This is a genomic window from Flintibacter sp. SJQ-8 (assembly GCF_054108085.1).
Window position 1 is genome coordinate 195273 of sequence record NZ_JBPJWR010000008.1, and the last position, 25793, is coordinate 221065.

Annotated in this window: 24 protein-coding genes, 1 tRNA gene and 1 pseudogene; 19 read left to right on the forward strand and 7 right to left on the reverse strand. The window is 61.8% G+C overall.

Annotation, left to right across the window (positions count from 1 at the left end; all coding sequences use genetic code 11):
- Positions 1 to 6: 6 nt before the first annotated feature.
- The 17 genes from ACSAMP_RS05805 (at position 7) to ACSAMP_RS05885 (ending at position 13352) form a co-directional block, all read left to right on the forward strand.
- Entirely contained in the window at positions 7 to 942 is a 936-nt protein-coding gene (locus tag ACSAMP_RS05805) for a hypothetical protein (protein ID WP_441796710.1), read from the forward strand.
- A gap of 64 nt (positions 943 to 1006) precedes the next feature.
- Positions 1007 to 1348, forward strand: a complete 342-nt coding sequence (locus tag ACSAMP_RS05810; protein ID WP_457799796.1) for a hypothetical protein — start codon at positions 1007 to 1009, stop codon at positions 1346 to 1348.
- Positions 1349 to 1369: 21 nt separating this feature from the next.
- A complete protein-coding gene (locus ACSAMP_RS05815; RefSeq protein WP_457799797.1) occupies positions 1370 to 2389 on the forward strand; it encodes a phage major capsid protein in 1020 nt (339 codons plus the stop codon).
- Positions 2386 to 2739 carry a hypothetical protein gene (locus ACSAMP_RS05820; RefSeq protein ID WP_457799798.1) on the forward strand — a complete coding sequence of 118 codons (354 nt, stop codon included), beginning with the start codon at positions 2386 to 2388 and terminating at the stop codon, positions 2737 to 2739. The genes ACSAMP_RS05815 and ACSAMP_RS05820 overlap by 4 nt, the downstream gene beginning before the upstream one ends.
- The gene (locus ACSAMP_RS05825; RefSeq protein ID WP_457799799.1) at positions 2739 to 3083 is read left to right on the forward strand and encodes a hypothetical protein; all 345 of its coding nucleotides are present in this window, start codon (positions 2739 to 2741) and stop codon (positions 3081 to 3083) included. Before ACSAMP_RS05820 ends, ACSAMP_RS05825 begins: the two co-directional genes overlap by 1 nt.
- 28 nt (positions 3084 to 3111) lie before the next feature.
- Positions 3112 to 3582: a hypothetical protein gene (locus tag ACSAMP_RS05830; RefSeq protein ID WP_441796705.1), complete on the forward strand. Its 471-nt coding sequence runs from the start codon at positions 3112 to 3114 to the stop codon at positions 3580 to 3582.
- On the forward strand, positions 3579 to 4628 hold the full coding sequence (locus ACSAMP_RS05835) for a phage tail sheath C-terminal domain-containing protein (protein ID WP_457799800.1): 1050 nt from the start codon (positions 3579 to 3581) through the stop codon (positions 4626 to 4628). Before ACSAMP_RS05830 ends, ACSAMP_RS05835 begins: the two co-directional genes overlap by 4 nt.
- Before the next feature lie 22 nt (positions 4629 to 4650).
- A complete protein-coding gene (locus ACSAMP_RS05840; RefSeq protein ID WP_441796703.1) occupies positions 4651 to 5034 on the forward strand; it encodes a hypothetical protein in 384 nt (127 codons plus the stop codon).
- A gap of 2 nt (positions 5035 to 5036) precedes the next feature.
- Complete coding sequence (locus ACSAMP_RS05845; protein ID WP_457799801.1) at positions 5037 to 5420, forward strand: hypothetical protein; 384 nt, start codon at positions 5037 to 5039, stop codon at positions 5418 to 5420.
- Positions 5414 to 5677: a molybdopterin oxidoreductase gene (locus tag ACSAMP_RS05850; RefSeq protein WP_441796701.1), complete on the forward strand. Its 264-nt coding sequence runs from the start codon at positions 5414 to 5416 to the stop codon at positions 5675 to 5677. The genes ACSAMP_RS05845 and ACSAMP_RS05850 overlap by 7 nt, the downstream gene beginning before the upstream one ends.
- Positions 5674 to 6222: a hypothetical protein gene (locus ACSAMP_RS05855; RefSeq protein ID WP_457799802.1), complete on the forward strand. Its 549-nt coding sequence runs from the start codon at positions 5674 to 5676 to the stop codon at positions 6220 to 6222. The genes ACSAMP_RS05850 and ACSAMP_RS05855 overlap by 4 nt, the downstream gene beginning before the upstream one ends.
- A 15-nt stretch (positions 6223 to 6237) precedes the next feature.
- The gene (locus ACSAMP_RS05860) at positions 6238 to 6804 is read left to right on the forward strand and encodes a LysM peptidoglycan-binding domain-containing protein (protein WP_457799803.1); all 567 of its coding nucleotides are present in this window, start codon (positions 6238 to 6240) and stop codon (positions 6802 to 6804) included.
- A gap of 8 nt (positions 6805 to 6812) precedes the next feature.
- Complete coding sequence (locus tag ACSAMP_RS05865) at positions 6813 to 7751, forward strand: hypothetical protein (RefSeq protein ID WP_457799804.1); 939 nt, start codon at positions 6813 to 6815, stop codon at positions 7749 to 7751.
- 10 nt (positions 7752 to 7761) lie between these two features.
- A complete protein-coding gene (locus ACSAMP_RS05870) occupies positions 7762 to 8175 on the forward strand; it encodes a hypothetical protein (RefSeq protein ID WP_457799805.1) in 414 nt (137 codons plus the stop codon).
- A gap of 14 nt (positions 8176 to 8189) precedes the next feature.
- Positions 8190 to 8534: a hypothetical protein gene (locus ACSAMP_RS05875; protein WP_457799806.1), complete on the forward strand. Its 345-nt coding sequence runs from the start codon at positions 8190 to 8192 to the stop codon at positions 8532 to 8534.
- Positions 8535 to 8549: 15 nt separating this feature from the next.
- Positions 8550 to 9881: a baseplate J/gp47 family protein gene (locus ACSAMP_RS05880; protein ID WP_457799807.1), complete on the forward strand. Its 1332-nt coding sequence runs from the start codon at positions 8550 to 8552 to the stop codon at positions 9879 to 9881.
- Positions 9882 to 10616: 735 nt separating this feature from the next.
- Positions 10617 to 13352 (forward strand): S-layer homology domain-containing protein, encoded by a 2736-nt coding sequence (locus ACSAMP_RS05885; protein ID WP_457799808.1) that lies wholly within the window; start codon positions 10617 to 10619, stop codon positions 13350 to 13352.
- 1402 nt (positions 13353 to 14754) lie between these two features.
- On the opposite strand, the gene ACSAMP_RS05890 is transcribed toward ACSAMP_RS05885, so the two are convergent.
- From ACSAMP_RS05890 to ACSAMP_RS05900, 3 genes and pseudogenes are all read right to left on the reverse strand, one after another.
- Positions 14755 to 15180: a hypothetical protein gene (locus tag ACSAMP_RS05890; protein ID WP_457799809.1), complete on the reverse strand. Its 426-nt coding sequence runs from the start codon at positions 15178 to 15180 to the stop codon at positions 14755 to 14757.
- Between the two features lie 67 nt (positions 15181 to 15247).
- A pseudogene (locus tag ACSAMP_RS05895) lies at positions 15248 to 15850 on the reverse strand (butyrate kinase); the annotation flags it as partial.
- Positions 15847 to 16764, reverse strand: a complete 918-nt coding sequence (locus ACSAMP_RS05900; protein WP_457799810.1) for a phosphate acyltransferase — start codon at positions 16762 to 16764, stop codon at positions 15847 to 15849. The pseudogene ACSAMP_RS05895 and the gene ACSAMP_RS05900, both read right to left, overlap by 4 nt.
- Positions 16765 to 16928: 164 nt before the next feature.
- Here ACSAMP_RS05900 and ACSAMP_RS05905 point away from each other — a divergent pair.
- Positions 16929 to 17003 (forward strand) — tRNA-Thr (locus ACSAMP_RS05905).
- Positions 17004 to 17222: 219 nt separating this feature from the next.
- Here the strand turns inward: ACSAMP_RS05905 and ACSAMP_RS05910 are convergent.
- The 3 genes from ACSAMP_RS05910 to ACSAMP_RS05920 all read right to left on the reverse strand — a co-directional run bounded on the left by ACSAMP_RS05910 (position 17223) and on the right by ACSAMP_RS05920 (position 19498).
- On the reverse strand, positions 17223 to 18068 hold the full coding sequence (locus tag ACSAMP_RS05910; RefSeq protein ID WP_457799222.1) for an IS3 family transposase: 846 nt from the start codon (positions 18066 to 18068) through the stop codon (positions 17223 to 17225).
- Complete coding sequence (locus tag ACSAMP_RS05915; RefSeq protein WP_457799214.1) at positions 18062 to 18415, reverse strand: transposase; 354 nt, start codon at positions 18413 to 18415, stop codon at positions 18062 to 18064. The genes ACSAMP_RS05910 and ACSAMP_RS05915 overlap by 7 nt, the downstream gene beginning before the upstream one ends.
- Positions 18416 to 18502: 87 nt before the next feature.
- On the reverse strand, positions 18503 to 19498 hold the full coding sequence (locus ACSAMP_RS05920) for an SH3 domain-containing protein (protein ID WP_457799811.1): 996 nt from the start codon (positions 19496 to 19498) through the stop codon (positions 18503 to 18505).
- 653 nt (positions 19499 to 20151) lie between these two features.
- Here ACSAMP_RS05920 and ACSAMP_RS05925 point away from each other — a divergent pair.
- Positions 20152 to 24726: an S-layer homology domain-containing protein gene (locus tag ACSAMP_RS05925; RefSeq protein WP_457799812.1), complete on the forward strand. Its 4575-nt coding sequence runs from the start codon at positions 20152 to 20154 to the stop codon at positions 24724 to 24726.
- Positions 24727 to 24785: 59 nt separating this feature from the next.
- On the opposite strand, the gene ACSAMP_RS05930 is transcribed toward ACSAMP_RS05925, so the two are convergent.
- Positions 24786 to 25790, reverse strand: a complete 1005-nt coding sequence (locus ACSAMP_RS05930) for an ATP-binding protein (protein ID WP_441796687.1) — start codon at positions 25788 to 25790, stop codon at positions 24786 to 24788.
- Between the last annotated feature and the right edge of the window lie 3 nt (positions 25791 to 25793).

The window sequence follows — 25793 nt, forward strand, 5'->3', positions numbered from 1 at the left end:
GAGCCTATGCGCGTGACCAAGGCGTCTCAGGCCGGGGAGGAGACCCGGCTGGGACCGGAGGAGCTGGAGCAGATCAATCGGCTGGCCCGGCGGGAGCTGACGGCGGAGGAGGTGTATGCCTTTTCTGTGCGGCTGTGTGACAATGAGGTGGACCGGGACGGAGAGCGGTTTGAACCGGAGACCCTGGAGGAGCTGGCGGGACTGTTTGTGGGCAAGTGCGGCATTTTTGACCACCAGTGGTCGGCCAAGGGCCAGGCGGCCCGGATCTATCGCACGGAGCTGGTGCGGGAGCCGGAAAAATTGACAAAGGCCGGGGACGGCTATTGCTGGCTGAAGGGCTATGCCTATATGATGCGCACCGAGAGCAACCGGGACCTGATCGCGGAGATCGAGGGGGGCATCAAGAAAGAGGTGAGCGTGGGCTGCGCGGTGGAGCGCAGTGAGTGCTCCATCTGCGGGGCGGACAGGCGAAATGGCGACTGCGGCCACAAGAAGGGGGAGCGGTATGACGGGGCGCTGTGCTTTACCCGGCTGATGGGGGCCAGCGACGCCTATGAGTTTTCCTTTGTGGCGGTGCCCGCCCAGCCGGCGGCTGGCATCGTGAAGGGCATGGAGGGGCGCTTTCATACCCTGAAGGCCCTGGCGGAGGGGCACCCGGAGTGCGCCGGAGAGCTGGAACGGCTGGAGCGGGAGGCTCTGCTGGGCCGGAAGAGCGGGGAGCGGGCCAGAAGAGAGGCGGTGCGCTTCGGTCTGCTGGCCGGACTGGGGCTGGACAAGGCGGCCCTGGAGCGGCTGGTTGCCCCCCTGTCCCCGGAGGAGCTGGAGCAGGTGGAGAAGGCCTGGGAGCAGAAGGCGGCGGAGCGCTATCCTCTGTTTCCCCAGCTGCGATATGAGGAGCGGGAGCAGAAAGAGACGGGCCGGGACGGGGCCTTTTTGATCTGAGAGCAGAACCCGCCCGGTGGGCGGATGAGCATAAAAACAGGAAATTGAAGGAGGAAACGCAGGTATGAGCAAGATCTCGTTTGAGGACATCGGCAGCGTGGTGGCTACTTTTCTGGCCGACAGCGGCGTGAAGGGCGGCCAGGTGGTGAAGCTGACGGGCAACGGTCAGGTGGGCCCCTGCTCCGCAGGCGACGCCTTTTGCGGCGTGGCCCTGGAGCCCAGGGCTGGTCTGGCCGCCGTGCAGGTGAAGGGCTTTGTCACGGTGAAGACGGCGGACACCCTGACCGTGGGCTGGGCGGAGCTGGCCGGGGACGGCGACGGCGGCGTGAAGAGGGCGGAGACCGACGGTGTGACGGTGCTGGTGGCGGATGTGAAGGATGACGGTAGCGCCGTGATCTGTCTGTAAACGGGAAAGGAGAGGGAACGAATGGCTTTTTCTTATGACAACCTGAAGCTGGACAAGGGCATGTATCAGGAGGCGGGCCGCAGCTTTAGCCAGGTGCTGGAGCGGCAGGACCCCAGCGAGCAGTATAAGGGCACCAGTCTGGAGGGGCTGGACGCCTTTCAGCGGCAGCTGAAGCGCTTTGATATCAAGGTGAAGGGCGCGGGCAGCGACGTGGTGGAGAAGTTTTTCCGCACCGCCGACTCCGCCGTGCTGTTCCCGGAGTACATCGCCCGCTCGGTGCGCCAGGGCATGGAGGAGGGGGACATCCTGCCCCACATCACCGCCGCCGTGACCCGCTTTGACGGCATGGACTATCGCTCCATCACCGCCGAGGCCGGAGGCGACAGCAAGCAGCTGCGCCACGTGGAGGAGGGCGCGGCCATCCCCGCCACCACCATTCAGGTGCAGTCTAATCTGGTGAAGCTGCACAAGCGGGGCAGAATGCTGGTGGCCAGCTATGAGGCGGTGCGCTATCAGAAGCTGGACCTATTCTCTGTCACCCTGCGGCAGATCGGCGCCCACATCGCCCGGGCCCAGCTGGAGGACGCGGTGGACGTGCTGAAAAACGGGGACGGCAACGGTAACGCCGCCAGCGTGTTCACCACCGCCGCCCAGGGCAAGCTGACCTATGACGACCTGGTGGACTTTTGGGCCAAGTTTGACCCCTATGAGATGAACGCCCTGCTGGTGTCTGGCGACGTGATGGTGAAGCTGCTGAAGCTCAGCGAGTTTCAGAATCCCCTCACCGGCCTGAATTTCCAGGGCACGGGCAAGCTGACCACCCCCTTGGGGGCCAATCTGCTGCGGACCTCTGTCCTGCCTGCGGGCACGGCCATCGGTCTGGACAAGCGATTTGCCCTGGAGATGGTGCAGGGCAGCGACGTGACGGTGGAGTATGACAAGCTCATCGACCGGCAGCTGGAGCGGGCCGCCGTGACCACCATCAGCGGCTTTGCCAAGGTGTTCAAGGACGCCAGCCGGGTGCTGGAGGTCAAGAAATGAGGGAGGACATCCTGGCGCTGTGCAGGGCCATGGGGGCGGGGGAGGAGCAGGACGTCCTGCTCCTCCCCCTGATCGAAGGGGCCAGCGCAGAGCTGGAGCACCTGCTGCGCCGGGGGGTAAAACCGGAGGACTGCGGCAGGAGCTTCGCATTGGCGGCGGCCATGCTGGCCATGGACGGACTGGAGGCGGCCCAGGGGGGCGGGCAGATCAGCGGCTTTACTGCCGGGGAGCTGTCCATGCAGCTGCGCGGGGAGAGCGGCGGCAGGAGCGGACTGCGGCAGCAGGCCCTTCGGCTGATGGCCCCCTGGCTGGGGCAGACGGGATTTGTGTTCCGGGGGGTGCCGGGCTGATGGCTGAAAAAATGGCCGGACTGGCCAGGCACTGGCGGGCGATCCTGGCCCGGTATGGCCAGAACGTTATCGTCTTCCCCAAGAGCGGAGACGAGGGCGCGGAGACCCGGGCTTTTGTTCAGCCTTTGGCGGAGCGGGGGGAGGACCAGCGGGTCCCATCCCCCCTGGGGCTGCGGCGGGAGGACAAGTTTTTGTATCTGGGCCCGGGAACGGTCCCCCTGGAGGAGGGAGGACGGGTAGACCTGGGCCAGGAGCGCTATATGGTGCAGGCGGCCCACAGCATCGGGCCGGGGCTGTTCTGGCAGGGGGTCCTGCGGCCCATGGACGAGGAGAGGGGGAGCTGAACTGGAACTGGAGCATATCCCCAAGGCCATGGCGGACTATCTCACCGCCCGGGGAGCGGCGGCCATGACCGCCTGGACAGGCCGGGAGCGGGAGCGGCTGACCCGGCCCACGGCGGTGGTGAGCGTGAGAAAGTGTCAGGTGGGCCCGGCGGGCTTTCAGGACTATCTGGGGGAGCGGTTTGACCGGGACAGCGGACAGTGGACGGAGCTGTATGGCCGGAAGGCGGAGCTGACCTTGGGACTGGACCTGTATGCCCCGGAGGAGACGGAGGGGGCGGCCATGGAGACGGCCCTGTTCCGCCTGGCCAGGGCCTTGGTCCGGGGCGGGCCGGAGGGCGTGAGCATCCGGGAGTTTTCCTGCGGGGAGACGGAGCACGACAGCAAGGCGCGGCTGCTGCGGCGGAGCGTGCGGGCGGTGTGCGTGGTCTGTCTCACCGGGGAAGAGGAGCCTGCGGCGGCATTTTCGGAAATTGAAGTGCGAGGTGGATTGAAAGGATGAATGTGACGGTACATCAGAGACCGGGGGTCTATTCCGCGTATGATGCCTCTTCTGTGGTCAGCGGCAGCGGCGGGGGCAAGCAGGTGGGCCTGGTGGCGGTGAACACCAAGGCCACGGCCAACGAGGTGAAGATCGTGACCAGCTATGACGGGGCGGTGAACGCCTTTGGTCAGGGGACCATGGCCGAGCTGATCCGCCTGGCCCTGAAAAACGGGGCCGGTTCTGTGGCGGCGGTGCCCATTGCCAGCGGCGAGGGCTATGGCGACGGCTTTGCCGCCCTGGAGGGGCTGGAGGACGTCACGGCGGTGATCTGTGACAGCACGGACGGGGACGTGCAGAAGGCCATGAAGGAGAGCGTGGAGACGGCCTCGGCCAACCGGCGGGAGCGCATCGCCGTGGCCGCCGGTGGGGCGGAGGAGACGGTGGATGAGCTGATCGCCCGGGCCAAGGCGCTGAATCATGAGCGGGTGGTGCTGGTGGCCCCCGGCGGCGTGGACAAGAGCGGGGAGAATACGGACGGCTTAGGCGTGGCGGCGGCGGTGGCCGGAGCCATTGCCGGGGAGAGCGACCCCGCCGTGCCCCTGGGCGGGGCGGTGCTCACTGGCCTGTGTGGTCTGAGCGGGCGGTATAACGACGGGGAGATGGACCGGCTGATCTTAGGCGGCGTGACCCCGGTGGAGAGTCTGGCGGGGACCATGGTCGTGGTGCGGGGCGTGACCACCCGGACCACCACGGGGGAGGCGGCAGACGCCACCTGGCGGGACTTGACCACCATCCGCATCGTGGACGACGTGATCCCCACCCTGCGCCGGGCCCTGCGGGCCAAATTCCAGCGGGCCAAGAACACGGCCCAGAGCCGGGGAGCCATCCGGGCCCAGGTGGTGCTGGAGCTGGAGAACAAGAAAGCCCGGGAGATCATCACCGGGTATGAGAATGTGACGGTGACGGCGGACAGCCAGGACCCGGCCCGGTGTCTGGTGGACTTTTCCTTTACCGTGGCCCACGGGCTGAATCAGATCTGGCTGACGGCCCACATCACCGTTTGAGAGAGGGGAGCGTGAAGCGGGTATGACTGGATTTCCCACCAGCAGCGACATTTATCTGGAGGTGGACGGCACCAGGGTGGCCGTGGTGCAGAGCTATTCCGCCAAGGCCAGCAAGAGCAGCACGGCGGTGGAGGCCTTTGGCGAGGCCGAGCCGGTGGCCACCATCGAGGGGCAGACCAGCCACGTGGTGGAGCTGACCCGGCTGTATGCCACCGACGAGGCCATTCGGGACGGCATCGACTTTTACAGTTTGAGCGGCTTCTCCCTGGTGGTGTGTAAGCCGGACCGGAAGATCATCTATTCCAACTGTCAGTGGAGCAGCATTCAGGAGAGCGCCACCCTGGGCAGCATGGTGCTGGAGAAGGTGACGCTGGTGGCCTCCCGACGGATCGTGACGGAGGTGTGAGCATGGAGGGTTCCATCTTGGCCCAGCGGGAGCGGGTGAGCCTGGGCAATGGGATGGCGCTGCGGCTGCTGTCTGCCCTGGAGGTGCTCCAGACCCGCCGGGAGGCGGGGGAGCTGGCGGGGGAGGACCGGGAGCGGGCATTGTGCTCCAACGCCTGCCTGCTGGCCCGGGCCCTGGAGCGGGAAGAGGACGAAAGTCCTGTTTTTTCGGACGGACGGGCGGTGCTGGCCGGGCTGACCGTGGAGGAGATCGGCAGTCTGGCCGCCCGGTGGTCTGTGCTCCGCCGGGAGAGCGACCCGGGGCTGAACGTGACGGAGGAGGAGCTGGAGAACGTAAAAAAAAACTCCGCAGTGACCCGGGAGAACGGCTGCGGTGGCGGGTGCTGAGGGAGTTTCACGCCCTGCCAACCGAGGCGCGGGCCAGGGAGATGAAGGACCGGGACTATCTGTGGTGTCTGGCCAACGGGCTTTTGGACCGGGAGGAGGAACTGGGTCGGCTGTGCCCCGACTGCCGGGCAAAGGCGGAGCAGGCCCGGTGCCCTGTGTGCGGCAGGCCCGAGGACGCGGGACAGCCGGGGGAGGGCGGGAGCAATCCCGCCTTTGACCTGGAGCGGTTCCGCCGCTTGAAGGAGGGCGGCGAATGATCGACTATCTGGAGCAGGAGAGCGGCCAGGCGGACGCTTTGGAAGAGCAGAGAAGGCGGCTGGCCGCCGCGCTGACCTCTGCCGCCGCTGCTGGGGAGAGCGGCGGCGTGGCTGGCCCGTCAGGGGCTGAGAAGATGGCTCGGTCTGATCTGGACGGCGGACCGGGGAAGACGGCAGAGAGCGAGCCTCTCCCGGCGGAAGAAGGCCGGACGGCGGAGGAGACGCTGCCCCTGTTGGAGGAGACGGCGCGGCTGGACCGGGTCCTGGACAGTGCCCAGGGGGAGCGGGCGGACCTGTTGGCCGCAAAAGCCAGAGGGGAGAGCTGGCAGGCCGGGAGAGCCGGAGGTCTCACCTGGGGACAGCCGGGGGTGGGGAACGGGAGAAATGCCCCGGCGTTTTGGGACGGGACCATCCCGGAGACGGGCCGGACGGGGGCCTTTGCCAGAGGGCAGGACCCGGCGGCGGAGCGGGAGCAGGCCCGAAACCTGGACCGGATCTTTCAGCGGGACAGCCGCCGGTATGACGGGGGCTTTTTCCTGTATTGACGAGGAGGAGAGAAGATGACGCTATCGCCCATGCGGTATAAGGGCTATACCTGGCCCCACAATCCCAGGGTGTATTCCATCGACTATGAGCGGAAGATGGCGGTGAACAAGACGCCCTTCGGGCTGTTCCACTTGCAGGACCTGGGGCGGACCAACCGGATCATGGAGGGGGAGGGGGAGTTTGTGGGGCCGGACGCCTATGCTCAGTTCGGAAAGCTGGCCAACGTGTTCTATGAGGACGGGCCGGGGCTGCTGGTCCACCCCCTGTGGCAGACGGCCAACGCCTATTTCGTCTCCCTGCGGCTGGAGCAGGAGCCCAGGCCGGACTATGTGCGCTATTCCTTTGCCTTTTGGGAGGACGACAGCTGGTATACCGGTCTGGCGGCCCAGACGGCGGGGGCGCAGAGCGGGGAGAGCGGCGGGACAGCCGCCGGGCCGGTGTATCACCGGGTGGTGAAGGGGGAGAGCCTGTGGGCCATCGCGAAAAAGTATGACCTGAGTCTGGTCAAGCTCATCGCCATGAATCCCCAGATCAAAAACCCCAATCTCATCCACGTGGGAGACGAGGTGAGAGTGGGGTGAGAGGGTATGTGACGGACACAGCCGGGCGGCAGTGGCTGCTGCCCCAGCCCACGGCCTGGCGGATGGAGTATACCGCCGGGACGCCCTGCGACAGCTTTTGGATGCGCTGCCCCTGGGAGGCAGGCAGCGGGACGAAGCCGGGGGAGTGGTCCCGGTTTTGGGCCGAGCACGGGGGGGAGCGGGTATTCACCGGGGTGGTGGACGAGTGCCAGGTGGAGCAGTCGGGAAACGGCAGCGTGCTGGAGCTGTCTGGCCGGGGGATGGCCGCCCTGCTGCTGGACAACGAGGCGCTGGGCCAGGACTATGGCACGGCGACGCTGGAGGACATCCTGCGGGACCACGTGCGGCCATATGGCATTCAGGCGGCGGCAGGGGCGAAGCTGCCGCCGGTGAGCCCCTTTTCCGTGGCCACGGGAAGCAGCGAGTGGTCGGTGGTATATGACTTTGCCCGGTATTATGGCGGGGTGGCCCCGCGGTTTGACCGGGAGGGGCGGCTGGTGCTGACGGGCTGGCCGGAGAGGGCGGAGCGGCTGATCGGGGACGGGACGGCGGTGACGGAGCTTGTCTATCGGGACCGGCGGTATGGCGTTTTGTCCCAGGTGCTGGTGCGGGACCGGTACAGCGGCCAGACGGAGACGGTGAGCGACGGGGAATTTATCGCCCAGGGGGGCATGGCCCGACGGGTGATGACCATGCCGGGGCGGAGCAATTTCCAGACCATGCGGTACACGGGCAAGTTTCAGCTGGAGCGGGCCAAGGGGGAGCGCATCCGGCTGGAGGTGGAGATCGGGGAGGCCTTCTCCGCCTGGCCGGGGGAGCTGGTGCGGGTGCAGCGCAGCGGCTGGGACCGGAACGGGCTGTATCGGGTGGCCCAGAGCACGGTGGGGATGGACAGCCGGGGATATTGGACCCGACTGGAGCTGGCCCCGCCGGATTTCGTAGTTTGAGGTGAGGAGCATGTGGATATCGGAACGGGATATGCGGCGGGAGCAGGGGGAACCGGCGGCGGAGCTGGGCGTGGTGACCCTGGGCGGCGACCCGGCTGGTGTGAGCCTGGGGGGCGAGCGGCGGCAGCTGCCGGTGTACAGCCCCGGCGGGGTGACCTGGCGTCCGGCGGCGGGAGACAAAGTCCTGGTGCTGAAGACGGGGGCGGCGGGGGAGCAGCCCTGCGTCATTGGACGGGTGCAGCAGGGGGCCGGGACATTGGCCCCGGGAGAGGTGCGGCTGGCGGCACCCGGCGGCGGAGGCGGCGTTCTGGCGGGCCGGGATGGCGTGAACTTATACGGCACGGTGAAGGTGGGCGGCACGGAGATCGGGGACTATATCCGGTCGGTGGTCTATCAGGTGCTGAGCGAGATGGTACAAGGCTGAGAGGAGCGGATGGCGTGGAGCGGACGTTGATAGACGGGGACTATGTGCCCGACGGGGCCGGGGGCCTGAAGGAGAACGACGGGGCGGAGGAGGTGCTGGCCCGGGTGCTGTTCCGCCTGACGGCGCGGCGGGGGGCCATGCCCTTCCTGCCCGGGCTGGGCAGCCGCCTGCACGAGGTGATCCGGGAGAAACCGGGGGCGCGGCAGACGCTGTGCGCCCGGTATGTGGCCCAGGCATTGGAGGAGGAGACCGACCTGAGCGTGACGGACGTGGTCTGGCGGGAGACGGAGGAGGGCGCGGAGGTGACGGTGAGCCTGGAGTGGAAGGGCCAACCGCTGACGGTGACGGCGGCGGTGTGAGAAAGGGGGAAGGGCATGAAGAGCGTTGAGGAGATCTATGGGGAGATGCTGGACTGTTTTGCCCAGCGGACGGGGATGCGCCCGGCGGAGGGCTGCGACCTAGCGGCGCGGCTGTATGCGGTGGCGGCCCAGGTGTACAGCCTGTATGTCCAGGCGGACTGGGCGGGACGGCAGGTGCTGCCCCAGACGGCGGAGGGGGAGTTTTTGGACCGCCACGCCCAGCTGCGGGGCATCACCCGGAAGGAGGCCGCCCCGGCCACGGGGGTCATTCGCTTTACGGCGGGGGAGACGGCGGACGCGGCCCGGACCATCCCTGTGGGCACAGTGTGCATGACGGCGGGCCGGGTGCGGTTTGAGACCACGGAGGAGGGCACTATTCAGCCGGGAGAGCTGACGGCGGACGTGCCCGCCCAGGCGGCGGAGGCGGGCAGCGCGGGAAACGTGGCCGCCGGGAGCGTGGTGGTCATGGCGGTGGCTCCGGCGGGGGTGGCCGCCTGCACCAACCCGGAGCCATGCACCGGCGGGGCGGACCGGGAGACGGACGAGGGCCTGCGGGAGCGGGTGATGGACAGCTTCCGCCGACTGCCCAACGGGGCCAACGCCGCCTTTTATCAGCGGGAGGCCCTGTCCTTCCCCCAGATCGCGGCGGCCAGCGTCATTCCTCGCCCCAGAGGCATCGGCACGGTAGACGTGATCGCGGCCACCCGGGCGGGGGTGCCGGACGAGGCGCTTTTGGCGCAGTTGACGGACCACCTTCAGTCCCGCCGGGAGATCGCCGTGGAGGTGCAGGTGAAAGCGCCCACCCTCTCTACGGTGACCATGTATTTGCAGCTGAAGCCCAAAGAGGGCTATACCTTCGCCCAGGTGGCGGCGGGGGAGGCCCTGGACGGGGCCTTTGGCGCGCTGGAAGAGGTGGAGCGGGAGAGCAGCCTGCTGACGGCCCGGAGCTGGGGGCTGGAGGGGCTGGCGGCGCTGCTGCTCCACCGCCCGGCGGCGGAGACAGAGGAGGGGCTGGGCCAGGCCCTGGCGGCTCTGCTGCGCATCGGGGACGACAGCTTTACCCCCGAGGCCATCAACGACACCATTGTGGGCTGCGGCGTGGCGGCGGAGTGCACCGAGACGGGCGTGGGCCGGGTGCGGGTGCGCTTTCCCGGCGTGGTGGGCGTCCCGGCGCAGATCGACCGGCTGAAGCAGATCATCCAGGAGATCGTGCCGCCCCAGGTGGAGATCGAGTGGTTTTACCGCTTTCTCACCTGGGGGGAGCTGGAGGAGCAGTTCGCGTCCTGGGAAGCGCTGGAGAGCGCGGGGATGAACTGGAGTGAGCTGGAGACGAATGTTTTACCTTAAATAAGACAGTAATCAGGGGGACGGTTCCTATGATTAGTGCCTAATCACAGGAACCGTCCCCCTGATTACAAGGACCGAAAGTAACAATAAAAATAACAAAACCCCCGGGGAGGAGCCCGAGGGTTTCCTGTAATGATGGGTTGGATCATACAGGGAACAGGGCAACGGGTCATGGCCAGGGGCGGCTTAATACCGCTGCCGTGTTCCTGGGGTTTATTGTAAATTATCAGGAAGGATTTGTCAATCCCTAAGATGAAAAAATTTGGGGGCAGCCCTCTCCGTCCCTGCGGGGCACCTCCCCCGGAGGGGGAGGCAAGGGGGACGGGGGTTACGGATCGTCACGTCGGGCTTCGCCCTCCTCGCAATGACAGGACGGGGGATGCGGGCCCTCTCCTCCCCCTGCGGGGGCACCTCCCCCGAGGGGGGAGGCAAGGGGGTCGGTGGGACGGAATCCCCCCTCCGCCTTCGGCGGTGTCCCCCCTTTGACAAGGGGGGCTGATGTCCTGCACCAATAGGCCCCCTTGTGAAAGGGGGCTGGCATCGCCGCAGGCGATGACTGAGGGATTCCGCATCCCTCGTCCCTCTGTAACAAAGTTACCCCAATGTTACACCTTTGTTACATCTGCTTTGGCACGCTTGACTTTGGATTTTGGGTTTGGTAGAATGCCATCGTAGCGAAGGAGTCGGTGGTGCGGCTCTGACGCAACGCAATATTCTACAAGGAGGAATTCCGAAATGAGAAATCTGAAGCGGGCTCTCAGCCTGGCTCTGGCTTCTGTCATGGTTCTGGGCATGACCGTTGTCGGCACCGGCGCGAGCTACACTGACGTGACTTCCAAGCAGAACCAGGAAGCCATCGAGGTTCTCCAGGCCGTCGGCATTATGGTCGGCGACGAGAACGGCAACTTTAACCCTGACCAGAAGGTGACCCGTAACGAGATGGCCGTGGTCATGTCCAACCTGATGGACTACCGCGCCGCCACCTACGCCGGCACCTCTCCCTTCACCGATGTCCCCTCCTGGGCTGAGCCCTATGTGGCCGCCTGCTGGAACAACGGCATCACTTCCGGTTACACCAAGACCACCTACGGCGGCAGCGACACCGTCACCACCAGCCAGGCCGCTCTGATGCTGATGAAGGCCCTGGGCTACTTCCAGTATCAGTCCGACTTTGACAGCGACTGGCAGTTCGCCGTCATCAAGCAGGCCGGTAAGATCGACCTGTTCGACGATGTGGACTCCGGCGTGCGCGACGCCATGACCCGCAACGACCTGGCTCAGCTGGTGCTGAACGCCCTGGAGGCCGGTACCGTTGAGGCTGACGACAACACCATCAACGTCTCTGCTGGCGGTGCTACCGTTCAGGCTGGCAAGGTGAGCTACAACTACATCACCAGCTCCAAGAGCTATGCCACTGCCATTGATGACCGTGAGGCCACCTCTTCCACCAACGCCACCAAGGGCTCCATCGTGGAGCTGGGCGAGAAGCTGTACAGCGGCGACCTGAAGAAGGCCGACAACGGCGACAACTTCGGCCGTCCCGGCAGCACCTGGACCTACAAGTCCACCGAGATCGGCAAGTACGCCGACTCCGCTGACGGCGAGTGGACCGCCAAGGTCACCAACAAGGCCCTGTACAATGCCGCTGGCTCCGATGCCTACGACAACTACAAGTGGACCGTGTATCGTAACGGCGCTGAACTGGCTTCTGATGTCCGTGCTGATGGCGAGATTACCAGCCACGCTGGCCGTGACTATGCGTTTACTATCAGCAAGAGCACCAAGACCAGTTCTGAGCGTGTCCTGACCTCCGGCGAGGGCGTTCTGACCCAGGTGTTCGTGGACTCCGACAAGAAGACCGCTGTTGTCTCCCTGATTGACACCGGCGTGGCCAAGGTCACTAAGGTTACTGAGGACTCCACCAAGGGCACCTACGAGGTCACTGTCTCCTTCAAGACCAAGGTCGTTGACACCACCAAGAGTGATGACGGCAAGACCACCACTCTGACCACCCTGACCCCCGACACCAAGTTCACTACCGACGTGAAGTTCGCCAAGGACGACGTGGTCGTGTACACTGCTTCTTCCCAGTCCGGCGAGATCGAGACCATGGCTAAGGCCAAGACCGTTGCCGGTAAGGTCTCCGCTCAGAAGGACGCTGACTACACCGCTATCGACGGTACCAGCTACACCTATAACTACGCCTACACTGGCGATAAGGACGATGCCAACTTCATTGGCTCCGGCGTGTACAACCTGGAGGACAGCCAGAAGAACGACAATCCTTCCGTGAACAAGGATGCTACCCTGTATCTGGACGCCTACGGCTATGTGGTCGCCTTCGAGGGCAAGACCAGCACTGCTGAGGATTACCTGTTCATCAAGTCCCTGGACAACTCCTTCCAGACCGACGTGTCCGCCAAGGTCGTCTTCTTCGACGGCACTCAGAAGACCGTTGACCTGGATCAGCTGACCCACACCGTGGACGGTAAGGAAGTCACCGAGGATGTTGTGTGGACCAACGGCAACAAGGATAGCAAGAACAACATCGATGCCGAGAAGATCTACAAGTATACTGAGGGCTCCAGCTATGATCTGGAGGAGGTCAATGCTTCCGACGTGAAGGCTCTGACCGCCGCTAAGATCTCCAACAAGAACCCCTCTATCACTGGCGAGGGTGGTAGCAACATCGTGACCGACAGCCAGACCGTCTTTGTTGACGTGAAGAACAACAAGACTTGGACCGGTTACAAGAATGTGTCCAACAAGACCAACGCCTCCGTGAAGGCTGTTTACAACAGCGACAACGTGGCTGAGATCGTGTTCATCTATGGCAACTTCTCCGGCTCCGCCAACGATGATGACTTCATCATCCTGAAGGGCCTGGGTGTTGAGGCTGTCAAGGACAAGGACAACAAGACCGTGTATCGTTTCACCGACGCCTATGACGTGAAGGGCGAGAAGATCACCGATCTGTATGCCATCAGCAAGAGTGTTGTTCCTGCCACCAAGGGCCTGTACCTGATCAAGGACTACACCGATGATGACTATGTCCAGACTCTGAGCAGCTGCCTGTTCGCCATCAAGGGTGCTATCGGTGATGGCAAGACTGTTGACGTGTACGCCACTGCCGCCAAGAACGGTGTTCTGACCCTGAACAAGGCCATCGACCTGAAGGCTAACGATAAGGCTGGCGAGGATGCCACCTTCACCGATAACCGTCAGACCTTCGCCTATGACAGCAAGACCACTGTTATCGTTATCAACCAGAAGCAGTCCGGCGATGTGGACACTCTGACTGTCACCGACAATCTCGGCGATATCGAGACTTGGGACAACGATGCTGGTGCCGACAACAAGGACCTGACCGGTGTGTACGTTGTGACCGTCGATGACGACTCCGACGATACTCCTCGGCCACCTGCATCATCGTCGTGGTGCCCGACGTCAAGTAATCAGACCTCTGTCTGAGCACTGACTAGGCAAACGCCAAAAAGAGCGCCCCTCCGCGAGGAGGGGCGCTTTTTCCCTCTCAGTCAGCTTCGCTGACAGCTCCCCCACAGGGGGAGCCAAGCTGGGGCTGAGTGGACCCCACCGACCCTTGCCTCCCCCCTTGGGGGAGGTGCCCCCGCAGGGGGCGGAGAGGGCTTCCCAGGCAAAAAAATAATCCCCCATCCGGGGGATTGACTTTTTTCCATATCATGTTATACTGAGGGTAAGGGGAGGCGCTGCCGGTAGACGGGAGCCCCTCGGATTACTTAAAGAAGTAACCGTTAGCTGGGGAGCTTTAGGCGGTTACTTCTTTTTGCTGTTACTAAGGAACAGGTTAATGATACCCACGACCAGAATGCCGATCTGAATGAGATCAGAATACGTGACCATCTGCATCACCCCCCTCCGATGTAGTGGAGGAGGTACAAAAGAAGTGTGGCCTCCTCCCGAAAGAGGGGCCTCCCGCCTACCGTGTACTGGCAGCGCCAGCGCATATCCGATGCGCCAGGGATATTATAGCATATTATGTCGGAATTGGCAAGACATGGGGAAGAATCCTTCCGTCACGGGCTTCGCCCGTGCCACCTAGCCCTATCCCTTTTGTCCCTTCGGGACATTTCCCCTTGACAAGGGGAATCGGCCTTTAACAAGGGAGGCTGTTGTTGCGCATCATCAGGCCCCCTTGTGAAAGGGGGCTGGCATCGCCGCAGGCGATGACTGGAGGATTCCGTAAAAAAATAATCCCCCATCCGGGGGATTGACTTTTTTCCATATCATGTTATACTGATGATAAGGGGAGGCGCTGCCGGTAGACGGGAGCCCCTCGGAGATTACTTAAAGAAGTAACCGCCAAGCGTGCTGGGCTTGTGGCGGTTACTTCTTTTTGCTGTTACTAAGGAACAGGTTAATGATACCCACGACCAAGATGCCGATCTGAATGAGATCAGAATACGTGACCATCTGCATCACCCCCCTCCGATGTAGTGGAGGAGGTACAAAAGAAGTGTGGCCTCCTCAAAGGACAATGCGAATGAGGGGACTACCCGCCTGTCGTATACCGGCAGCGCCAGCGCATATCCGATGCGCCGAAGCCATTATAGCACGATATGTAGAATTTGGCAAGCAAGGAAAGAATTTTAAAGATAATACTTGACAAATTATAGGAAAAGTGTACAATAATAGACAACAGCGGACAGGCTCTCAACGTGCCGGGAAAGTGATCGCCAAGCGGCTGAATTCAGGACGATCACCTCTTTTTGTTGTCAAAGCAGATGTAAGCGAGCGGATGTAAAACCGGCACGAGGGGCAGACTTGTCTACTGATACCGGTTATTTCATGCTCCAAAGCAGACGGGCGGCAGATGCCGCCCGTTTTGCTTTTCTCACCGCGCCGGCAGGGGGCACACGGGGTAATAGGTGTGGATGGGCTCCTCTCCCCGGAGCATCCGCAGGGCGCCCAGGGCCAGGGCCTCCATCTCGTTCTCCCCGGGCAGGATCACGATGCGGCACAGGTCGTGGAGATAGCCCACCACCATGTCGGTGAGCATTTTGGAGTGGGCCAGGCCGCCGGTGAGGATGACGGCGTCGATGAGCTCCTGAAAGCAGCCCAGCATGATGCCCACGCCCTTGGCGATCTGGAGCGCCTGGGCCCGATAGACCAGGGCGGCGTGCTCGTCCCCGGCTTGAATCCGCCGCTCGATCTCCCGGGCGTCGTGGGTGCCCAGCAGGGCGGACATGCCGCCCTCCCCCCGGATCTTCCTCATCATCTCGGCCTTGGTATACCGCCCGGAGTAGCACAGCTCCACCACGTACTGCAGTGTTCAGGCTCCCCGCCCGGTCAGGGGAAAAGGGCCCGGCGTCGTCTGACACGGAGTCGATGATCCGCCCGTGGCTGTGGGCGGAGATGGAGATGCCGCCGCCTAAGTGCGCCACCACCAGATTCATGTCCTCATAGGTCCGGCCCATGGCCTGGGCGTATTTGTGGGCGGTGGCCCGGGCGTTGAGCACGTGGCAGAAGCTGGTGCGGGTCACCTCCCGAAAGCCGGTGACCCGGGCCTCGGGCAGCAGCTCGTCGCTGGTGACGGCGTCGTAAATAAAAGCGGGGATATTCAGCGGCTGGGCGAAGGCCGCCGCCATCAGTCCGCCCAGGTTGGAGGCGTGGTCAAACACCGTGTGGTGCCGCAGGCAGTCCAGCAGGCCCGCGTCCACCTGATAGCCCCCGGCCACGATGTTGGGGATGATGCCGCCCCGGCCAACCACAGCGGCCAGGCGCTTTAAGTCAAAGCCCTCCTGGGCCAGCCAGCTGCGCACCAGGGACACCCGATAATCCAGCTGGTCGTACAGGGTGGGGTAGGGGGCCAGATCCTGGTTGGTGTGGACGATGCTGCGGGAGAGCAGGGGGCGTTCGTCCTGGTACACGGCGGCTTTCGTACTGGTGGAGCCGGGGTTCAGGACTAAGATCAGCTGAGCCATGGTCATTGCACCTCTTTCCGGTCCGCCAGGGCCGCGCACAGCAGCAGGGACCAATATTTCTCCTGGGCGGTGGCCCCCCGGGAGTTGACTACCACGGGGACCGACGCCCCCATGACCACCCCGGCCATCTGGCCCCCGGCGGGGCCGTACAGGGCCTTACCCAGCACGTTGCCCACGGCGATGGAGGGGCAGAGCAGGACGTCCGCGTCCCCGGCCACCGGGCTGTGGAAGTCTTTCTCGATGGCGGCCTGGGGATCTAAAGCCAGGTCCAGGGAGATGGGGCCCTCTACCAGGCAGGAGCCGAAGCGCCCGGTCTGGGCCTCGGCCTTTAACGCGGCGGCGTCCTGGGTCTCCGGCATGTTGGGGGAGACGGTCTCCACTGCGCACAGCACCCCCACCTTGGGGCAGTCATAGCCCAGGAAGCGGCACAGCTGGAGGGCGTTGTCCAGAATGTGCCCCTTCTCCGCCAGGGAGGGGGCCACGTTCATGCCGCCGTCGGTGTCGAAGATGAGCTTGGGATAGCTGGGCACATCCAGCACCGCCACGTGGGACATGAGTTCCCCGGTGCGGATGCCTGTCTCGTGGTCCACCACCGCCCGGAGCATGGTGCGGGTGGGCAGCATCCCCTTCACCAGCATCCGGCCCCGGCCCTGGCGGATGAGGGCCACGGCCTTGGACGCGCAGTCCTCCGGGCCGTCCCCGTCCACGATCTGCTCCGGGGACAGAGGGTGCCCCAGCTCCCGGGCCAGGTCGTTCAGCCCGGTCCGCTCCCCCACCAGAATAGGCCGAATGACGCCGTCCCGGCTGGCGGCGAACACCGCCTGCAGCGTATGTCTGTCGTTGGCCGCCGCCACCACCGCCGGGACGGGGGAAATATCCCCCAGCCGCCCCTTTAGCTCCTCAAAGCCAGAAATGACCATATGTGCCCCTCCTGTGTCCCGTTTCAACAGAAATTTATAATTTATTCTATCATTTTCACAGGGAAAAGTATAGCCCCACTTTTGCGGGCAGGGCAGGGGGACAGAAATTCCGTCTTGACGAGCGGGGCATTTCCCGCTATAATAAACTTAATTATGAATATTATGCTGATGTGGCTCAATGGCAGAGCATCTCACTCGTAATGAGAAGGTTGTGGGTTCGATTCCCACCATCAGCTCCAAAAATGGACATTTGCTTTTTGCAAATGTCCATTTTTGGATTCCGTAGGTTTATTTCAATGCTCGGGGTCGGCAAAGCCGCCCCTGCGCAATTCATTTTGCGCGGCAAAATGAATTTACGGCGCACTCGCACCGCCGGCCAGAAGGCCGGTTTTGCAAAAAAGACGGTTGCCAGTGAAGTGACCCCCAAAAGTTAGACAATATTTTGAAGTAAAAATTGTTCAAGCAGCCGAAAGGGCTTGCTGTCTGTGAATTGCAGGCGGCAAGCCCTTTAGCTTTGCCTTGATGCGGCGGTTGTTGTAGTAATCCAGATATTCGATCAGTTCCAGTTTGAAGTGTTCCATGGAGCGGAACTCCTGCAAATACAGCAGTTCACTTTTGAGTAAGCCGAAGAAATTCTCTATCACGGCGTTGTCCAGACAGTTTCCTTTCCGGCTCATGCTCTGGCGAACACCTTTCTCCCGGAGCATCTGTTGGTATTGTTTGTGTTGGTACTGCCAGCCCTGGTCAGAATGGAGAATCAGGTTTGTTCCGGCCGGGATCTTTGCAAACGCCTCGTCCAGCATGGTGGTTACCATGCTGAGTACAGGACGATCCGATATGGTGTAACTGACCAGATCGCTGCTGCACAGATCGAGAATCGGGGACAGATAGAGCTTCTCTCCAAACAGGCTGAACTCCGTCACATCCGTGACCCATTTCTGATTCGGCTTTTCGACATGAAAATCCCGATTTAGCAAATTTGGTGCAATTTTGCCTACTTCTCCCTTGTAGGAACGATATTTTTTCATCCTGACACGACAAACTAAGCCCAGCTTCTTCATGAGCCGCTGGACAGTCTTGTGGTTCACAGAGAATTTACGCTTGCGAAGTTCTGCCGTGATCCGGCGATAGCCGTACCGGCCCCTGTTTTCGTGGTAAATTGCTGCGATTTCTTCCTTAACAGATGCATATTTGTCTTCTCTCTGCATCTGCTTCAAATGATAGTAGAAAGTTGCACGGGGCAGCTGAGCGATTGAGAGCAGAATACTGAGTGCGTGTTTTTGCCTTAGCTTCTGAACTACCAGCGTTTTCTGCGCTGGCGTCGCTCGTCTTCCAAAACCAAGGCTTGCAAGTTTTTTAGGTAATCGTTCTCCGCACGCAGTCGCTGCACTTCGGCCAGCAGATCTTCTTCCACCTGCTTCGGCAGCTGCTTTGGCGGACGACCCTTACTGCTGCGGCCACGCCGTTCGATGGCTAACCCTTCCGGCCCTTCTTCCAGGTAGATTCGCTCCCATGATTTGATTCGATCTCTACTGTTTACCTCAAATCTACGGCAGGTTTCGCTGTAACTCAATTTCTCTTTCTGCATGGTTTCAATCACCAGTTTTTTGAATTCCGGCGTATATCGTTTGTTTGGTACTCCTTTTGGCATAGCAAAACACCCCACTTGTTAGATAGTATACCATACTGTCTAACAAATGGGGTGCAGTTCACCAGCGGCAACCGTCTTTTTTGATGATTATTTCATTTGCAAATACGCGCTGGCTACGTAGCCGGTCTTGCCGTTGCCGTAGTTGATCTTCGTCCAGTCGCCGGACTGCTCCAGGACGACCACGGTAGAGCCGTTCTCCGCGCTGGCCACGATGTCATACTGAGAGCCGGGGCCGGAGCGGATGTTCAGGCCGTCGCCGGCGTTGACGATGGTGGCCTCTTTGTTGGCCGTCAGGGTGCCGGTGGCGCTGGGGACGGTGACGCTGGGCGTGGTGGTGCTGCCGCCGGTGGAGTTATTGTCGCTGGGGGTAGTGACCGTCCCGGGGGCGGGGGTGGAGCCGCCCCGGCAATAGACGATGCACTCCGCCGTCTTGTCCCCGGCGGTGGCAGTGATGGTCACCTTCAGCAGGCTGTCGCTGCTGTTGACGTTGGTCACGGTGCCGTCCTCGTCCACAATGGCCACAGAGGTGTCGCTGCTGCTCCACTTCACGGTCACGTCGGCGGGGTCGGTGGTGGCGGTGATGGGATAGGGCTCGTTGGCCTGGAGGGTGAACTCCGTCCGGCTCAGAGTGATGGAGTTCACCGGCACGGTGGGCTCCTCCTGGGCGGAGGAGGCGGAGCCGTCAATGGGCGTGAGGGAGGTGTCCCCCTGGCTGGAGCTGGTCCCGCCGGGGTTGGTGCCGCCCTGGTTGTGGAAAATCAGGGGGCTGACATAGGTGAAGACGATGAACACCGCCGCGGCGATAATGGCTAGGGAGATGACAAGGCCCACCAGCTGCACCGGGTGGCGGCCGGAGTGGCCCACGCCGGGGCGGCCCGGGCGCTCGTCGCAGAAGGGGCAGCGCTTATAGGTGACGGAATAGTCCTCCCCGCACTTTTCGCAGCGGATCACGTCGTTGCGGATGAGGGGCTGACGCTTGCGGGGGGCCCGGGTGTTCTGCATATTATTACTCCGGGACGGGGCCTTCTCCGCCGCGCCGTCCGGCTTAGCCAGTCGTCTGGAGGGGGCTTCTCTTTTTGCCATGGTGTGGATTCCTCCGTTTATCCTGTAATTCGGTCATCAGACCATACAAGTTTATTGTACAAGGATTTTACAGCCCCGTCAACGAGTTCCCGGGAGATATAACAGAATATTCACATTTTATGTTACCTGAGGGGGAGAGAGCAGCTGCACTCAGCTGCTCTCTTTTCGAATGAAGGATTGACTTTTTACCAAATCATGTTATACTAAAAATAAGAGAGGGCGCTGCCGGTAGACGAGAGCCCCCGTACTTGCAGAAGTAACTGCTTAGCTTGGTGGGCGTGGGCAGTTACTTCTTTTTATTATTGTAAATATGGACGAACAGATTCAGAATAGCCACAATGAGCTGTCCAATCAAAATCAGATCAGAATAAGTCACCATACATACTCACCTCCCCTCAAAAAAGAGGAGGCTTTTATCAAGAAGTAGGCCTCCTCAAGGGCAACGCGAATGAGGGGACCCCCGCCTACCGTATACTGGCAGCGCCGCGCCCATATACTGACGGCAGAGCAGAGCAGTAAATAACTTCTCTGCCGCTTTTTGTTGCCTGAATTTGAATAATTGGATGAAAAGACCCATTTCCGACACGGAATAGTTTCGTGCCGGAAATGGGTCTTTTTATATTTTTTCAGAACTTTTTATAGGAGAAGAGCACATGAAGAAACGATTATTGGGAAGTCTCCTGTCGGCGACAATTTTATTGTCCATGACCCCGATGGCCTTTGCCGATGAGGAGCCGGTGGGGGAGAATCTGACCGAACCCGTCCAGGCGGAGACGGTGGAAGAAGCCGTTCCCCAGGCTGAGCCGCAGGAGGAGAACAATGCCCCTGTGGTCCAGGAGGACCCCAAGGCGGAAGAGACCCCTGCTGACATTGTGATCGACAGCGACACGACCTGGAGCGAGGCCAGGACCCTGACCGGGGATTTGACGGTCAACTCCGGCGCGACGCTGACCATCGGCGCACAGGTGACGGTCAGTGGCGACGTGACCATCTCCGGCGGCGGCACCATCCAGCGTGCCAAGAGCTATACGGGCGATGTGGCCAATTACCAGGAAAATGCGACGGACAAAGAGGGCAACGTCCTGGACACCGCCCCCGCGACGGCGCACCTGTTCTATGTGACCGAGGACAGCAGCCTGACCGTGCAGGACATCTGCATGGACGGCAACGCTGGCTGGACGCTGTCGAACGCCGCTCCCGTGATTGACAATAAAACGGAACTGACGGACTATCAGGCCCAGGGTCTTACCCCCGTCATTGGTGCGCTGATCTGCAACATGGGCCAGCTGACGGTGGGCGACGGCGCTGTGCTGCAAAATAACTTCAACTTCTACCAGACCGACCTCTCCGGGACGGGCCTGGGCGGCGCGGTCTATAACGCCGGTGACATGACGGTGACGGGCAGCGCGGTCATTCAGTATAACTCTTCCCGCTACGGCGGCGGCATCCGCAACGAGGACGGCAGCGCTCTGCTCATCCAGGGCGGCAGCATCCAGTATAACAACGGTTCCGCTGGAGCAGCCGGTATCATGGCCAACGCTGTGATGGATTTCAAGATGACCGGCGGCGAAATCAACGGCAACGCCTCCCCGGCGACGGCCGGTTGGCCTGTGGGCACCGGTATTTTCTTCGGCTACGGCGTGAAGGCCACCCTGACCGGCGGTTCTATCACGAATAACGTGGGCTATCACACCGGTGCTGGTATCTATATCCGATTCGACTCGGACCAGGTGGACATTGGCAAGGTGCTGATCTCCGGCAACCAGGCCCTCAATGACAGAGACAACGGAAAGTATAACGGTAAGGGCGGCGGCATTTACGCCGAAGGCGGCGACGTGACCATCTCCGGCGCTACTATCACGAATAACACAGCGGAGCAAAACGGCGCTGGTGTTATGGTGGGGCATAACGACAAAGCCGACCACTGCACGGTGAACATCACCGGCGACACTGAGATCAAAAACAATCATGGCGGTATTGGCGGCGGTGTGTACGTTGCGAGTGACGCCGAATGCAGCATCAGCGGAAACACCAAAATTGAAAATAATACGACTGGAACTACCGTGTGGAGCACGGCGCCCTCCGGCGGTGGTATTGCCGTTATAGCGAAGGGCGTACTGAATATTTCCGAGAATGTTTCCATTCAGAATAACCAGGCTGTGAAATACGGCGGCGGTATCTACTCCAACGGCACCGTGGAGATCAACGGCACGAATGTTATGATCTCTGGCAATAAGGCCGAACACGGCGGCGGTATCCTGGGCGACGGCAACAGCAACACGACCATCACAGGGAACGTGACGATCTCCAACAATACTGCCGAGGTTATGACGGACACCACCAACATCTACGGCGGCGGCGGCTGCTTCCATAGCGGCAGCACGGCCACCCTCTCCGGCGCTGGCGTCGTGCTGGAAGGAAACGTGGCAAAAGCAGTTACTACGGCCCTCAAGCCGGGAAACTTCGCTGTTGGCGGCGGCATCTATTTCGGCGGTAATAGTCTGACCTTGAAGGATATCACCATCCGCGGCGGATTGACTGATGGTAGCTATAATGCTGAGCGCGGCGGTGCTATCGCAACGAGCGGTTCCACCGTGGAGATGACGGGCGTCACCATTGACGGAAACCGTGCTCTGAGACAGGGCGGCGGTATCTATCTCAACAATAAGAGCACCACTATCACGGACAGCACGATCTCTAACAATTTTGTGGATATCATCACAACAGACACAGAGACCGACGGGATCTATGGCAGCGGCGGCGGTATTTTTACAGTGAGCAGCGCCACGGACTGCACCATTCAGAACACGAAGATCACGAATAACACTGCGAACGCGCTGGCTTCCTGGCTGGGCGGCGGCGGCATCTATACGGATGGAAACACCACAATGACGTTCATTGACTGCACGATCTCGGGCAATAAGGCGGCAAACGCTTCCGGCGGCGGCATCCAGAACCGCGGCACGCTGACCCTTCAGGATACCACGGTGAGCAATAACACTGCCAAGCTGAGCGGCGGCGGCATTGACCACCGGGAGAAGACCGTGTCGGTGTTGGGTTCCGTGGTCATCTCGGGCAATACCGTCAACGGCAAGGCGAACAACTTCTATCCAGAATATCGGACTCCTCCAAAGGACAACCCGGCGACACCTGCGGAATTCAATTCTAATTCTCTTGTGATTGTCACCGGTCAGCTGACCCCCGGCGCTTCCATCGGCGTGACCCTGCCGGATCAGTTGATAAAGTTGAACGCCACCGTCGCCAAGGGCACGGATACCCACACTGTGACCTCCGCCGACGCGGCTTATTTCACCTATGACGGCGGCAACAAACTGGTCCAGAAGGCGACGGACAGCAACACCCTGGTCCTGGCGGACGCTGCTGCCATCCGCACCGTGACCTTTAACCTGCCCGAGCAGGTGAAGGTCAGCTGCGCCAACCCTGTTGAAGTGGCGGACGGCGAAAACCTCACCGTGACCTTTGATGTGGCCTACGGCTATAAGCTGCTGGATGCTTATGCTGGTGAATCTCAAAAACTTGATATCACAAACAACGCGATCACGCTGTCCAATGTGACCGACGATGTGACGGTGACCGTCCATGTGGACCCCAAGGCCGTTAACGTCAGTACGAACGAGATCAACGGCGTCTACGGCCAGAAGCTGGAGAAGCAGGTCATTGAGACTGCCTATTACGATGACGAGGAATCTGACCTGTCCATTATCGCGTCCTGCGAAGTGAATGCGGACGAGGATCAGCTGCCCGAGGGTCTGGAACTCCGCAACGATGGCATGCTCATCGGCACGCCTAAGGAAGTCGGCACATTTAATATTTACGTTGACTTCACGGCAGACAATGGCCAGAGCAACGGACAAACCGTGATCGTTGAAATCGGCAAGGCCGACTACGACATGTCCGGCGTGAAGTTCGAGAATGCCACCTACACCTACGACGGCAAGGAAAAGACGCTGGAGATCAGCGGCGAGCTGCCCGAGGGCGTGACCGTCTCCTACGAGAACAACACCCTGACCAATGCGGGCAGTGTGAAAGCGACGGCGGAGTTCACCGTGGCGGACACCGAGCATTACAACGAGATTGACGAAGTGTTGTATGCCGACCTGACCATCACCAAGGCCACCCCCACCATCACCATCAAGCCCGACCAGGCCACCCTGACCGGCTCCGGCACGGTGACCCTGACGGTGGAGAAGCCTGAGGACGGCAAGGTCACCGTCGCCTGCGACAAGGAGAACGTGACTGTTACCGAGAACGAGGACGGCACCTTCACCGCCACTCTGCCCAACGCCGACGAGACCTACACCTTCACCGCCACGGTGAAGTACGACGAGACCGCCAACTACGTGAATGTCGACCCCGTTACCTGCACCGTGACCGTGACCTACCAGTCCACCAGCCACGGCGGCGGCGGGTCCAGCCGAAACAACAGCTACGCCGTGTCCACCCCCAAGGCGGATAACGGTTCTGTGACGGTCAACAACGGCTCCACCGCCAAGAAGGGCGATACGGTTACCATCACCGTGAAGCCCGACGCAGGCTATGAAATCGACAAGGTGACCGTCACCGACAGCAAGGGCAACCAGATCACCGTCACCGACAAGGGCGACGGCAAGTTCAGCTTTGTGATGCCTGACAGCAAGGTGGACGTGAAGGTGACCTTCGTGAAGAGCGAAGTCAAGCCCGACCAGCCCAGCAAGAGTGGTTTTGTGGATGTGCCTGAAAACAGCTGGTACGCCGATGCCGCGGACTTCGTGGCCCAGCGGGGCCTGATGTCCGGCGTGGGCGAGAATCTCTTCGGCGGCAGCCAGAACACCACCCGCGCCATGCTGATGACCATCCTGGCCCGCATGGATGGCCAGGATGTCACCGGCGGAGCTACCTGGTACGAGAAGGCTATGAATTGGGCCAAGCAGACCGGCGTCTCCGACGGCACCATGCCCGAGGTGAACATCACCCGGGAGCAGCTGGTGACCATGTTCTATAGCTACGCGAAACTGAAGGGCATGGACCCCATTCCCAACGGCATGGCTCTGTCCAAGTTCAGAGACGCCGACAGCATCTCCACCTGGGCCAGCGAGGCTGTGTCCTGGGCCGCTTACTCCGGAATCATCTCTGGCCGCAGCAACGGCACCGTGGACCCCCAGGCTGGGGCCACCCGTGCCGAAATGGCCGTGATGCTCCAGCAGTTCGTGAAGCTAGCGGAGAAGTAAAAACAGCACTAAGACAGCAAAACCCCGGCGGCCTGCGGGCCGCCGGGGATATTTTATGCTCACATCCGCTGTTTTTTCAGCAGACGGATGTCGTCGCCGAAGAAGTGGAGGACGTGGTACTCCCCCGCCAGGCGGGATGCGATCTGGGGGGAGTAGCGCCGGGCGGCCTCGTCCATGGACAGGTTGGAGGAGATGACCGTGCAGCGCCCCGCCACCAGGCGGGTGTTCACCAGCTCGTACAGGGCCGACTGGGTGAACTGGGTGGTCAGCTCGCTGCCCAGGTCGTCTAAGATCAGCAGGTCGCAGTTGAGATAGCGCCGAGTCTCGTCCTTGGCCTCCTGTGCGTCCTGGGCGTCCCGCTGGAACTTTTTCAGCTCGAACTGGGCGAAGATGTTCCCCGCCGTGTCGTACACCACGGAGAAGCCCTCCTCCGACACGGTGCGGGCGATGCAGGCGGACAGAAACGTCTTGCCCAAGCCCGGGGCGCCGGAGAGGAACAGGTTTTTGAAATAGAACCGGCCAAATTTCTGGGCGTAGTTCAGGCAGACCTCATACACCAGCTCCATGTTCTCCCTGGGGGAGGCTCCCCGGCCCGGCCAGGGGGTCTGGCTGTAATAGTCCAGGCGGAAGCTGTCAAAGGACTGCTCCCCCAGGTCCAGCAGTTTGGAGAGCTCCCGGATCTGTTCCTGGGTACACAGCTTTTTCAGGCACTGGCACATCTGCGCCCCACGCCAGCCCGTGTCCCCGCACAGGGGGCAGGCGGGCTTGTCGTCCAGGGCGTCCTCGGGCAGGCCGATGGCCCCCAGCAGCACGGCCCGCTCCTTCTGGATGTCCTGGTTCTGGGCGCGGATGGCCTGGATGGCCTGGGCGGTGCTCTCCCCACGGCGCAGGGCGGCGGCCATGAGCTGGGACATGGTGCCCTGCAATTTCTTGTCCAGCTGGGCCAGGCGGGGCTCCTTCTCATAGGCTTCCTGCCGCAGCCGGGCGGCCCGGTCAGACCGGGCGCGGCGCTCCTCCTCCAGGCGCTGGGTGGCCCGGCGGAGCACGTTGGCGTCATATGACATGGG